The sequence below is a fragment of the Amycolatopsis sp. NPDC050768 genome (assembly GCF_040654155.1).
Taxonomy (GTDB): Bacteria; Actinomycetota; Actinomycetes; order Mycobacteriales; family Pseudonocardiaceae; genus Amycolatopsis.
In genome coordinates this window covers 143,091-154,756 of sequence record NZ_JBFAHL010000025.1, presented here as the reverse complement: position 1 = coordinate 154,756, position 11,666 = coordinate 143,091, and the positions used below count along the sequence as shown (strand labels likewise).

The following is an 11,666-nucleotide window of genomic DNA, read 5'->3' as shown; positions in this document are numbered from 1 at the left end:
CTTCCGGATTGTGCGGTGCGATCGGCCCCCGGCCGATCCGACCGCACAATCCGGAAGCCGGCTCAAAGGCGATCTCGCACGCCCCGCCGGAGGCGGGGCCAAAGATTCAACGCTTGTAAAGCGCCTCGATGTCCGACGCGTAGTTCTTGTTCACCACGTTGCGCTTGAGCTTTAGCGAGGGCGTGATCTCGCCGTTCGCCTCGGTGAAGTCCTTGGCCAGCACGGTGAACTTCTTGATCGCCTCGGCGTGGGAGACCTGCTTGTTGGCCTCGTCGACCGCCGTCTGGATCTCCTTGAGCAGGTCCTGGTCGGCGGCCAGGTCGGAGACGGTGGCCTGCGCGGGCTTGCCGTGCTGGGTCTTCCAGGACGGGAAGAACTCCTCGTCGATCGTGACCAGCGCGGCGATGAACGGCCGCTGGTCGCCGACCACCATGGCCTGGCTGATCAGCGGTGAGGCCTTCATCGTGTCCTCGAGGCCCGACGGCGCGACGTTCTTGCCGCCGGCCGTCACGATGATCTCCTTCTTGCGGCCGGTGATCTTGAGGAAGCCCTCGTCGTCGAGCTCGCCGAGGTCGCCGGTGTGGAACCAGCCGTCGGTGAGCGACTCGGCGGTCGCGGCGGCGTTGTTGTAGTACGCGCCGAACACGACGCTGCCCTTGAGCAAGATCTCGCCGTCTTCGGCGATGCGCACGGACGTGCCCGCGACGGGCTTGCCGACGGTGCCCACGCGGAACGCCGTCTTGGTGCTGACGGCCGCCGCGGCCGAGGTCTCGGTGAGGCCGTAGCCCTCGAACACCGGCACGCCGATGCCGCGGAAGAAGTGGGCCAGGCGCACGCCCAGCGGGGCGCCGCCGGACACCGCGGCGACACAGCGGCCGCCCAGCGCCGCGCGCAGCTTGCTGTACACGAGCTTGTCGAACACCAGGTGCTTGGCGCGCAGCCCGAACGAGACGCTGCCTTTGTCCGTCGCCTGGCTGTACTCGACCGCGGTGGCCTCGGCGGCGTCGAAGATCTTGCCCTTGCCCTCGCTGTGGGCCTTCTGCTTGGCCGAGTTGTAGACCTTCTCGAACACGCGCGGCACGGCGACCACGAACGTCGGCCGGAACGTGCCGAGGTCCGCGACGAGGTTCTTCACGTCCGGCGTGTGGCCCAGCGTCACGCGGGCCGACAGCGCGGTCACGGCGATCGCGCGGGCCAGGATGTGGGCCAGCGGGAGGAAGCACAGCAGCGAGTTGCCCTGCTCCATGAGCTCGGGGAACGCCTCGATGTCGGCGCGGATCTCGGCCAGCAGGTTGCGGTGCGTCAGCTCGACGCCCTTCGGCCGGCCCGTGGTGCCCGAGGTGTAGACGATCGTGGCCAGCTCGCCCGCGCTGACCTCGCGGCGGCGCGCGTGCAGGTCCTCGTCGGTGACCTCGGCGCCGAGCGCGGTGAGCTCGTCGACCGCGGGGGAGGCGCCTTCGATCTGCCAGGTGTGGCGCAGCGTGGTGAGCCGGTCGCGGATCGCGTCCACGGACCCGTGGTGCGTGTCGGTCTCCACCAGCACGGCCTTGGCGGCCGAGTCGGACAGGATCCAATGCACCTGCTCGGGCGACGACGTCTCGTAGATCGGCACGGTGACGGCACCCGCGGCCCAGATCGCGAAGTCGATCAGCGTCCACTCGTAGCGGGTCTTCGACATCAACGCGACCCGGTCGCCGTGGCCGATGCCGGCGGCGATCAGGCCCTTGGCGACGGCCGCGACCTGGTCGGCGAAGTCCTTGGCCGTCACGTCCAGCCAGGTGCCCTCCACCTGCCGGCGGAAGCTCACGACGTCGGAGAACCGCTCGGCGTTCGCCCAGACGACGTCGGCCAGGTTCTCGTCGTCGGTCACCGGCTTCCCGGCGGGGGCGCTGTATTCGCGCACGTGGACCTCCGTGTTCGACGCGTGCGGGGTTACCCGCCGGTCAACTTAGCTTGCCGTAGACCTTAAGACCACGCCGCGCCGACCCGCCGTACGAGGTCGTGACATTCTGCGCCTGTGAACCCCGGATCACCCGCTCTCGATCTCGTGGACGAGACCTTCATCGTGGTGCCGCCGAGCACGATCGCCGCGGCGTTCGCCGACCCGGGCGCCTGGCGGCGGTATTGGCCGGACCTTTCCCTTCAGGTGTACACCGACCGTGGCGACAAGGGTTTGCGCTGGACCGTGACGGGTGCGCTCGTCGGTACGATGGAGGTCTGGCTGGAACCTGTGCTCGACGGCACCGTGCTGCACTACTTCCTGCGCGCGACGCCCGCCGGCCCCGGCGGTGCGCCGCGGACCCTGACTCCGCGTGAGCTGCGCCGGGAGTTCGACCGGCGGGCCCGCGCGGCGAAGCACCTCGCACTGGAGCTCAAGCACGTCCTCGAGGACGGGCGCGAGCCCGGGATCCCGCCGCGGGCCGAAGACCTTGAGACCACTGACTAGGAGGGTCTTGTGCGGGTTCACGTCGTTTCGGACGTGCACGGCAATGCCGACGCGCTGAAGCGGGCGGGTGAAGGGGCCGACGCGCTGGTCGTGCTCGGCGACCTGCTGGACTTCGTCGACTACCGCGAGCACGACAAGGGCATCATGGGCGCCCTGTTCGGCGCGGACAAGGTGGCGCAGTTCGCGCGCCTGCGCCGCGAGGGCACGCGCGACGAGACCGTGGCCTACTCGCGCACGCTGTGGGCCACGCTCGACGACCCGGCCTCGGCCGTGGACGAGGCCATGCGCGAGCAGTACGCCACGCTCTTCGCCTCGATGACCGCGCCGACCTACGCCACGCCCGGCAACGTCGACTCGCCCGACCTGTGGCCGGAGTTCGTCGGCGACGGCGTGCAGGTGCTCGACGGCGAGGTCACCACCATCGGCGGTCTGCGCTTCGGGTTCGTCGGGGGAGCGGTGCTGCCCGAAGGCGTGGTGCCGCGGCCGCGCAAGGGCGCCGCGTGGCGGCCCTACCTGCGGGCCCGCGAGGAGTTCGACGAGGGCGTGGCCAAGCTGTCGGACGTCGACGTGCTCTGCACGCACATCCCGCCGGCCGTGGCCGAGCTGACCTACGACGTGGTCGCGCGACGCGCCGAGCTGGGCTCGCGGTCGTTGCTGGAGCTCATCCGCGAGCAGCGGCCGCGCTGGTCGCTGTTCGGCCACGTGCACCAGCCGCTGGCCTCTCGGCGGCGGCTCGGTCACACCGAGTGCCGTAACGTGGGTCACTTCAAGGAGACCGGGCAGCCGTACGTGCTGCGCTGGTGACGCGACTCTCCGGCTACGCTTCGTCCCATGGCCGAGCAGTCCACGCAGTCCATCGAGGTCGACGCCGAGCCCCAACGGGTGATGACGGTGATCGCCGACTTCCCCGCGTACCCGGAGTGGGCCAAGGCCGTCCAGGAGGTCGAGGTGCTGGGCACCGACGACGCCGGGCGGGCCAAACAGGTGAAGCTGACCCTGGACGCCGGGCCGATCAAGGACGTCTACACGCTCGAGTACGACTGGGACGCGACCGGGCTCGGCGTGAGCTGGCGCCTGGTCAAGGGCCAGATGCAGAAGGCGCAGAACGGCCGCTACGCACTCGAAGCGCTGCGTGACGGGCGCACGAAGGTCACCTACACGCTCTCGGTGGAGCTGGCGCTGCCGATGATCGGCCTGCTCCGGCGCAAGGCCGAGAAGATGGTGATGGACACCGCGCTCAAGGAGCTGAAGCGACGGGCCGAAGGCTAGGCGACATGCGGATCCTGCTGTTCACCGGCAAGGGGGGTGTCGGGAAGACCACGCTCGCCGCGGCCACCGCCACCGCGCTCGCCGGGCGCGGCAGGAAGACCCTCGTGGTCTCCACCGACCCGGCGCACTCCCTCGGCGACGCGTTCGGCGCGGCGCTGGGCGCGGAACCGTCCGAAGTGGACGTGCGCCGAGACGGCTCACCGGCCGGCCTCTGGGCTGCGCAGGTGGACTCCCGCGCGCTGGCCGACCGGACGTGGCACGAGCTGCGCGACCAGCTGCGGACGCTGCTGGTCGGCGCCGGGCTCGAGACGCTCGACGCCGAGGAGCTGACGGTGCTCCCGGGTGTCGACGAGCTGCTCGCCCTCGGCGAGGTGCAGCGGCTGGCCGGGCACGGGCCGTGGGACACCGTGGTGGTCGACTGCGGTCCGACCGCCGAGACGCTGCGCCTGCTGGCGTTGCCCGAGGCCGTCGCGGGGTACTTGAGCAAGGCCTACGGCGGCCGCGGCCGGGTCGCCGGTTCAGTGCGGCGTCTGGGCGCGCACCTGGACTCGCTGCGCGAGCTGCTCACCGACCCGTCCGTGACCACCGTGCGGCTGGTCCTCACACCGGAGCGCGTGGTCGTCGCGGAAGCCCGCCGCACGCTCACGTCGCTGGCCCTGCGCGGCATCGCCGTCGACGGCCTGATCGCCAACCGCCTCATGCCCGCGCCCGGGTTCTGGCGCGGTTCTGCGGCCACTTGGCTGCGCACGCGGCGCGCCCAGCAGGACACCGTCCTGGCCGAGCTCGCGGCCGCCGGGTTCGGACCGGCGGACCTCGCGCGCGTCGAGCACCGGGCGAGTGAACCGGTGGGCGCCGAGGCGCTCGCCGAGCTGGCCCGCGAGCTCTACGGCACGCGGGATCCCTTGTCCGGCACCGGAAAGCCTGTGACGCCGCTGCTGCAGGTGACGCCGGAGGCCGACGGTTTCCGGCTGCGTGTCGCGATCCCGCTGCAGCGGGAGGCCGACGTGGACCTCGCCCGCGTCGACGACGACCTGGCGATCACCGTGGACGGCTTCCGCAGGCTGATCGCCCTGCCGGAGACGCTGCGGCCGTGCCGGATCACCGGCGCGGAATCCGATGCGGGCGGCCTGGTCATCAGCCTGGCCGGGAACCGGGGTCGCGCGTGAGCGAACAGGACGAGCCCGGGTACGCGGCCGAAGGCCTGCGGCTGGCAGAGGAGATCCGCCTGCTCGTGGAGCTGGTGGTCGAGCGCGCCGCGCCGTGGCTGGAAGGGCTGATGACCGCCGGGCACGGCCGCGACGAGGTCCACGAGCCGTCCCACGACACCGAGCCGGGCGCTGCGGGCACCGCGGGGACTGCGGGGTTTTCGGGGTGCGGCTGGTGCCCGTTGTGTGCGATCGTCGCCGTCGTGCGAGGTGAACGGCCGGAGTTCGCCGCCCGGCTGCTGGAGCAGGCGGCGCAGCTGGTGGCGTTGCTGCGGGCGGTGCTCGCGGACCGCTGGGAGCCCGACGAGGGTGTGCACATGCCGGGCTTTCGGCCCGCGCCCAGACCTGCGCCCAGCCCCGCGGACGACCCGGGAGCCGCCGCCCGGGTGCAGCACATCGCCGTCCGCAAGCGGGAAGACTGGCGGCCGGAGCAGGAGAACTGAGTGCTGACGATAGGGGTGGACGTCGGCGGCACGAGCGTGCGCGCCGGTGTGGTGGACGAGCGGGGATCGCTCCTGGACACCACACGCGTCGGGACACCGAGTGAGGAAAACGCGCTCGAGGACGCCATCGCCGGCGTCGTCGAGGACCTGCGCAACCGCCACGACGTCGCGGCCGTGGGCCTGGCCGTGGCCGGGTTCGTGGCGCGCGACCGCCGGTCGGTGATGTTCGCGCCGCACCTCGCGTGGCGCGACGCGCCGGTGGCCGACCGCATCGAGAAGCGCGTGGGCCTGCCGGTGACGCTGGAGCACGACGTGAACTCGGCCGTGGTCGGCGAGCACCGCTTCGGCGCGGCCCGCGGCGCGCAGGTGGCGGCGCTGGTCGCGCTCGGCACCGGCATCGGCGCTGGGCTGCTGCTCGACGGCGAGATCTACCGCGGCGCCTACGGCGTGGCCCCCGAGCTGGGCCACCTGACCGTGGTGCCGGGCGGACGCGCGTGCCCGTGCGGCAAGTACGGCTGCTGGGAGCGCTACTGCAGCGGCACGGCGCTGGCCGCCACCGCCGTCGAGCTGCTGGCTCGCTACCCGGGCCGCTCCACGGTCCTTTCACGCGAGGTCGCGGGTGACCCGGGTTCGGTCACGGGCCGCCGCGTCGCCGGCGCCGCCCGCGACGGCGACCCCATCGCGTTGCGCGCGATGGCCGAGCTGGCCAAGTGGCTGGGCGAGGGCCTGGCGCTGGTCGCGGACGTGTTCGACCCCGAGATCATCGTGATCGGCGGCGGCGTGTCCGAGTCGGCGCCGCTGTTCCTCGACGAGGCGCGCGAGCACTACGCGGGCGCCATCACGGGCGCGCGGTACCGGCCGCTGGCCCGCATCCGCACGGCTCACCTCGGCGACGACACGGCGATCGTCGGCGCCGCGGCGCTGGCTCTCGACGCGGCCAAGGCGCCGGTCGCCGAAGTCGCCGGCTGACGCTGTCGCCGGCTGACGCTCCCCGGACGCGGAAGTGCCCCAGCACCGTCGGGATGCTGGGGCACTTCCACCGCAACGGTCAGAGGCGTTCCAGGAACGCCCGCCACGCCTCCCCGGCGATCAGCAGGGAGCCGCCATCGCGGTCCTTGGAGTCGCGCACACCGGCCTCTTCGGAAAGCGTGCGCACCTCGACGCACTCGCCCTGTTGGCCGCTGTACGACGACGTCCGCCAAGCACCTTCGTTCATCCCGTTCGCTCCAACTCATCCGCGATTTTCGCGATAGCGCGCACCGAAGCGACCGCGCCCATCGCGTCACGACGAATCCTGTCCGCCGCTTCCACGTAGTCTTTCACGTCGCGGGTATTGGTCAGCGTTGTTGACGAGCGGTATTGCTCGACATGGACCACCGTCGCCGAATCCGAGCGGATGACGACGAATCCGCCTTCTCTCGCCGGGTGATAGCCCAGCCGGAAGGGCAGAAGCTGAATGGAGATGTGGGGCAACTCGGCCACCTCGCAAAGATCGCGGAGCTGCCTCACCGCCACCTCGGGCGGGCATGCCGGGTACCGGATCGCCTGCTCACCGATGACCGTTTCGAACCGGGTGCTGCCGTCGAGGTACCTCTTCCGCCGAGCCATCCGAAGTTCGAGCTTGCTGTCGAGTTCGGTTTCCGGCATGTCGCCGTCGACCATCATCACGCGGGTGTAGTCGCGGATCTGCAATGGCCCGGGGATCAACGAGGGTTGATAGGCGAAGATGTCATTCGCGACCGATTCGTACTCGGCGACCACGGCGAGGTCCCGGGCGATGCCGGGGATCAGCCAGTTCGGGTCCGTTCCGTCGCGGAAGAGCCGAAGGGCCTGACTGGTCTCCTCGCTCGTGGCGCCGGTGACCGTCAGGGTTCGCTCCAGCTCGGACTGTTCCTCGAAGCCGAGTTCTCCGCGCTCACGGCGCGAGATGTGTGAGTGCGACCGGTTCACCAGTTCCGCGACTTGCGGCTGAGTGAGACCGGCACGCTTGCGAATCCTGCGCAACAGTACGCCGAGTTCGACCTGCCGGGGTGTCGCACGTGTGCTGGGCATGCACAAACCCTATCAGTAAGTGTGCACCCCAATCGGGTGCATGTACCGGTAAAATCTTGCCAGTTGTGCATGCACATAAGAAACTCATCACGAGCAAAGAAATAGCGGTTGATCACCCGGGGAGGGCTTCATGTACGTGTGGCAGCAGGCGGAAGGACAGCGTCACGCGAGAGCGGCCGTGCACTTCGGCTCGCTCGACGTCGGGGCGACGTTCGCCGCCTTGTGCGGCTCGGAGCCGACCGTCGGGGAGAACGACATCCACGGCCCCGGCAAACCCTGGCTCGACCCGACCTGCCTGAGCTGCGACACGGCGTTCCGCCGTGCGCTGGGCATTCCGGCCCCACGCCCGGACGCCACGCCGCGCGCGGGCGGACTCTCGAAAGCTCGGGGCTGACCATGACCGCACGACTCCGTGTCGCCGGCGAAGACCCGCAGGACGAGCCTGGTGCCGCGGCACCGGACGCTCCGCGCCGCTCGCCGGCCGCACCACCGACTGGGGACGCCTCGACCCCTGTCGCCACGTCGGGTGGCGGCAGGGCCACCGCGTCCCGGGGCACTCGTGAACCCCGGCCGAGTGCCCCGGGACTCACCACCGGTGACCAGCGCATGCTGCAGGAACTCCTGGACACGGCCGACGCCGTGACCTACGGCCTGTCGATCCGCCTCGCGGGAGTCGTCTGGCGGCTCAGGGAAAACCGGCCGCCGACGAGGCTCGAACTGGAAGTTCTCCGCAAGCGCGCGGGCCGGCTGAAGGACAACCTCGACGCCTGCACGGCGTTCGTCGCGGAGCGGCTCGGCGAACGCGGCTGACGATCACAGTCGTCCACCAGGAGGCTGCGTCCGGCGGGCTTCCTGTGGAAGGCTGGCCGGGTGACGCCGATGACCGCCAACCGGTTCGTGCGGTGTTCGTGCGGGCGGCTGCACTGGGGTGCGCACGGCGCGGCCGGGCTGCTCCTGTCCGATCCCGCACGCGGGGTGCTGCTGCAGCGGCGCGCCTGGTGGGTGCACAACGGCAGCACCTGGGCCCTGCCCGGCGGCGCGCTGGAGACGGGCGAGACCGTGCGCGAGGCGGCGGCCCGCGAGGCGTGGGAAGAGGCCGACGTGCCGAAGACCGCGTTCCGCGCGCTGTCGGCGTCGGTGCTCGACCACGGGACCTGGCGCTACACCACTGTGCTCGGCGTCGCCGACGGCGCGCTCGACGCGCGCGTGGCCAACCAGGAGAGCTCCGAGCTGCGCTGGGTCGCGCCCGGCGACGTGGCCGAGCTGCCGTTGCACCGCGACTTCGCCGAGTCGTGGCCCGGGCTGCGGGAACAGCTCGGCCGCGAGCTCGTGCTGGTCGTCGACGGCGCCAACGTCGTCGGCTCGCGGCCCGACGGCTGGTGGCGCGACCGTCGCGGCGCCGCCGAGCGCCTGCGCGACCGGTTGGCGCTGCTGGCCGAGCGGGGGATCGCCGACGCCGTCGCGGGGATCGGCGCCGGGCCGACATGGGACTGGTGGCCGCGCGTGGTCCTGGTCGTCGAAGGCCAGGCGCGCGGGGTCGAACCGGTGCCCGGCGTCGAGATCGCGACGGCCCCCGCCGATGGTGACTCGCACATCGTCGAGGTCACCGCCCAGGCGCGCCCGGGCGACCACGTCGTGGTGGTCACGGCCGACCGCGAGCTGCGGTCCCGGGTCACCGCGCTGGGCGCGTCGATCATGGGCCCGGGCACGCTGCTGCGTGAGCTGGACGCCGGCTAGCGCGCGATCCCGTCGCGCATCTCAGCGACCAGCGACGCGACGACGGCTTTCAGGGAACCGTGGTGCTGCTTGGCCACCGCGCGCTGGCGCCGGTAGCTCGGCCCGTACTTCAGGATCGTCTCGACGTCGCGCAGCTCCGCCACGCAGTCGAGCCGCCGCGCGACGGGTTCGAGCTTCTCCAACAGGTCGGTGAGGTCGTCGGTGACGAGCCGTTCCCGGCCGGCCGCGTCGAGGATGATGATCGCGTCCGTGCCGTAGCGGGCGGCGCGCCACTTGTTCTCCTGCACGTGCCACGGGGGCAGCGTCGGGAGCCGCTCGCCGCGGTCGAGGCGCGTGCTGAAGTCCTCGACGAGGCATTGCGTCAGCGCGGCGATCGCGCCGACCTCCTCCAGCGTCGGCAGGCCGTCGCACACGCGCATCTCGATCGTGCCGAAGTGCGGCGCGGGCCGGATGTCCCAGCGGATCTCGGAGAAGTGGTCGATCACGCCGGTCGTGAACATGTCCGCCACGTAGTGCTCCAGCTCCGCCCAATCGCGGAACTGGAACGGCAGCCCGGCCGTGGGCAGCTGCTGGAACATCAGCGCGCGGTTCGACGCGTAGCCCGTGTCCTCCGCGCCCCAATACGGCGAAGACGCGGAAAGCGCCTGCAGGTGCGGCGCGTAGTTGAGCAGCGCGTCGAGCACCGGCAGCACCTTGTCGCGGTGGTCGAGGCCGACGTGCACGTGGACGCCGTAGATCAGCATCTGCCGGCCCCACCACTGGGTGCGGTCGATGAGCTTGGCGTAGCGCGCCTTGTCGGTCACCTTCTGCCGGTACCAGTTGGAGAACGGGTGCGTGCCCGCCGAGAACAGCTCCACGCCCAGCGGATCGGTGACCTTGTGCACGACGTCGAGCGACTCGGCCAGGTCGGCCTTGCACTCGGCGACGGTGGTGCAGACGCCGCTGATCACCTCGATGGTGTTGAGCAGCAGCTCCTGCTTGATCTTGGGGTGCTCTTCGGCGCCGTCGGGGCGTACCGCGTCGAGGATCCGTTCCGCGACCGAGGCCAGCTCGCCGCTGCGCCGGTCCACCAGGGCCAGCTCCCACTCCGCACCGATCGTCGAACGGCGCGAAGGACTGAAGTCGATCCCCATACCCGTCCGGTCAGACCTGGGCGCCGTTGGTCGGGTCGGCACCCGGCGGCGGGCCCTGGCGCACCCGCAGCAGCAGGAGCGCGATGGCGGTCGCGAGCGCGAGGATCCCCAGCGGCGTCGCCAGCGCGGGCCCGACGCCGATCAGGTTCGGCACGATCAGCAGGAGCAGCCCCACCACGAAGAACAGCAGCACCACGAACGCGCCCTTGCGCGGGCGGGGCAGCGGCGGCGGCTCCGGCGGCACGAAGTGCTCGTCGTCCTCGGCCGGGTCGTCGCTGAACATCGTGGCGTCCCACGTGGCGCCACCGGTGCGCCAGTTGTCGGTCTCGGGCGCCTTCTCGGGCTTGTCGGGCTTCGTGTCGGTCTTGGCGGCCGGCGGCGGGGTCGGGTCGCTCGCCTGCTCGCCCGCGGTGTCGTCGGCGAGCTCGAGCGCGTCCTCTTCGAGGAACAAACCCACGCCCTCGGCGCGCAGGTCGGCCACGATCTCGGCGAACGTGGCGTCGACGTCCTCGGGTCCGTCCGTGCCTTTCCCCCGGGTCATCAGGCACCCACCTGTCCCGCCCGCAGCGACCGGGCGAAGTCGACACTGCGGCTGAAGATCAGTTCCGCGTCGTTGTCCTGCGTCGCGACGTGGAAGCTGTTCTCGAGCACCACCTCGGTCACGTCCGTGCTGGCGACGCCGGCCAGCACGATCCGCGAGTTCTCGGGCTCCACCACGTGGTCGACGGCGGAGTGCAGCAGCAGCACCGGCTGCGTGACCTTGCCCAGGTCGGCGCGCACGAGCTTCCACAGGCGCGCCAGGCTGGCGGCGGCGCGCACCGGCGTGCGCGGGTAGGCCAGCTCCGTCACCCCGGGCTTGGCGATGTCGTTGGCGATCGCGGGGATCGACGGGATCACGCGCGCGAGCAGCGGCAGCAGCTTCGCGTCGGCGCTCAGCCGCGTGACCGACGGGTTGACCAGCACGATCCCGGCGATCCGGTCGCCGAACTCCTCGGCGAGGCGCAGCGTGAGGGTGCCGCCCATCGACAACCCGCCGACGAACACGGTGTCGTTCTCGGCCAGCAGGGCGAGCAACTCCTCGCGGACGGCGCCGTACCAGTCCTCCCACGTGGTCCGGTTCAGGTCCTGCCAGCGCGTGCCGTGTCCGGGCAGCAGCGGGCAGCGCACGCTGAACCCGGCCGCGGCCAGGTGGTCGCCCCAGGCCCGCAGCCCGGCCGGCGTCCCGGTGAAGCCGTGGCACAGCAGGAACCCGGCCCCGGAGGAACCGGTGTGGGCGAACGGTTCCGCGCCGGCGAGCACGCCCATGACGAACGCCCTTCCGATCGAAGCGGTCTAGGTCTTCCATGCTCTCACGGTCGAGTGGTCTTGTGGGGCCCCGGCC

15 protein-coding genes are annotated in these 11,666 nt (G+C 71.4%); 9 read left to right on the top strand and 6 right to left on the bottom strand.

The genetic code is table 11. The features are described from left to right. Positions 1–106 precede the first annotated feature (106 nt). Positions 107–1,903: a long-chain fatty acid--CoA ligase gene (locus tag AB0H62_RS45825; protein WP_220238159.1), complete on the bottom strand. Its 1,797-nt coding sequence runs from the start codon at positions 1,901–1,903 to the stop codon at positions 107–109. A gap of 114 nt (positions 1,904–2,017) precedes the next feature. Here AB0H62_RS45825 and AB0H62_RS45820 point away from each other — a divergent pair, with 114 nt between their 5' ends. The 6 genes from AB0H62_RS45820 to AB0H62_RS45795 are packed head-to-tail and all read left to right on the top strand — an operon-like array spanning position 2,018 to position 6,332. After that, a complete protein-coding gene (locus tag AB0H62_RS45820; RefSeq protein WP_220238160.1) occupies positions 2,018–2,446 on the top strand; it encodes a polyketide cyclase / dehydrase and lipid transport in 429 nt (142 codons plus the stop codon). 9 nt (positions 2,447–2,455) lie between these two features. Then, on the top strand, positions 2,456–3,250 hold the full coding sequence (locus AB0H62_RS45815; protein WP_220238161.1) for a metallophosphoesterase: 795 nt from the start codon (positions 2,456–2,458) through the stop codon (positions 3,248–3,250). Between the two features lie 27 nt (positions 3,251–3,277). Beyond that, positions 3,278–3,715 (top strand): SRPBCC family protein, encoded by a 438-nt coding sequence (locus tag AB0H62_RS45810; protein WP_220238162.1) that lies wholly within the window; start codon positions 3,278–3,280, stop codon positions 3,713–3,715. Positions 3,716–3,720: 5 nt separating this feature from the next. Then, entirely contained in the window at positions 3,721–4,881 is a 1,161-nt protein-coding gene (locus AB0H62_RS45805) for an ArsA family ATPase (RefSeq protein WP_220238163.1), read from the top strand. Continuing rightward, positions 4,878–5,363, top strand: coding sequence for a hypothetical protein (locus tag AB0H62_RS45800; RefSeq protein WP_220238164.1), 486 nt, complete (start codon positions 4,878–4,880; stop codon positions 5,361–5,363). The genes AB0H62_RS45805 and AB0H62_RS45800 overlap by 4 nt, the downstream gene beginning before the upstream one ends. A gap of 15 nt (positions 5,364–5,378) precedes the next feature. After that, positions 5,379–6,332, top strand: coding sequence for an ROK family protein (locus tag AB0H62_RS45795; protein WP_220247490.1), 954 nt, complete (start codon positions 5,379–5,381; stop codon positions 6,330–6,332). Positions 6,333–6,411: 79 nt separating this feature from the next. Here the strand turns inward: AB0H62_RS45795 and AB0H62_RS45790 are convergent, their stop codons facing one another. Continuing rightward, a complete protein-coding gene (locus AB0H62_RS45790; RefSeq protein WP_220238165.1) occupies positions 6,412–6,579 on the bottom strand; it encodes a DUF397 domain-containing protein in 168 nt (55 codons plus the stop codon). Further along, the gene (locus AB0H62_RS45785; RefSeq protein WP_220238166.1) at positions 6,576–7,415 is read right to left on the bottom strand and encodes a helix-turn-helix transcriptional regulator; all 840 of its coding nucleotides are present in this window, start codon (positions 7,413–7,415) and stop codon (positions 6,576–6,578) included. Before AB0H62_RS45785 ends, AB0H62_RS45790 begins: the two co-directional genes overlap by 4 nt. A 130-nt stretch (positions 7,416–7,545) precedes the next feature. Here AB0H62_RS45785 and AB0H62_RS45780 point away from each other — a divergent pair, with 130 nt between their 5' ends. The 3 genes from AB0H62_RS45780 (at position 7,546) to AB0H62_RS45770 (ending at position 9,152) form a co-directional block, all read left to right on the top strand. Next, complete coding sequence (locus tag AB0H62_RS45780; RefSeq protein ID WP_360592413.1) at positions 7,546–7,809, top strand: zinc finger protein; 264 nt, start codon at positions 7,546–7,548, stop codon at positions 7,807–7,809. Positions 7,810–8,021: 212 nt separating this feature from the next. Beyond that, positions 8,022–8,225, top strand: coding sequence for a hypothetical protein (locus AB0H62_RS45775; RefSeq protein WP_360592412.1), 204 nt, complete (start codon positions 8,022–8,024; stop codon positions 8,223–8,225). Positions 8,226–8,294: 69 nt separating this feature from the next. Continuing rightward, entirely contained in the window at positions 8,295–9,152 is an 858-nt protein-coding gene (locus AB0H62_RS45770; protein WP_360592411.1) for an NUDIX domain-containing protein, read from the top strand. Here the strand turns inward: AB0H62_RS45770 and AB0H62_RS45765 are convergent. From AB0H62_RS45765 to AB0H62_RS45755, 3 genes are read right to left on the bottom strand one after another with little or no spacing between them, the layout of a single operon-like run. Next, a complete protein-coding gene (locus AB0H62_RS45765) occupies positions 9,149–10,285 on the bottom strand; it encodes a glutamate--cysteine ligase (protein ID WP_360592410.1) in 1,137 nt (378 codons plus the stop codon). The two genes, AB0H62_RS45770 and AB0H62_RS45765, sit on opposite strands and share 4 nt — an antisense overlap. Before the next feature lie 10 nt (positions 10,286–10,295). After that, on the bottom strand, positions 10,296–10,826 hold the full coding sequence (locus AB0H62_RS45760; protein ID WP_360592409.1) for a hypothetical protein: 531 nt from the start codon (positions 10,824–10,826) through the stop codon (positions 10,296–10,298). Further along, the gene (locus AB0H62_RS45755) at positions 10,826–11,590 is read right to left on the bottom strand and encodes an alpha/beta fold hydrolase (RefSeq protein ID WP_360592408.1); all 765 of its coding nucleotides are present in this window, start codon (positions 11,588–11,590) and stop codon (positions 10,826–10,828) included. The genes AB0H62_RS45760 and AB0H62_RS45755 overlap by 1 nt, the downstream gene beginning before the upstream one ends. Positions 11,591–11,666 lie beyond the last annotated feature (76 nt).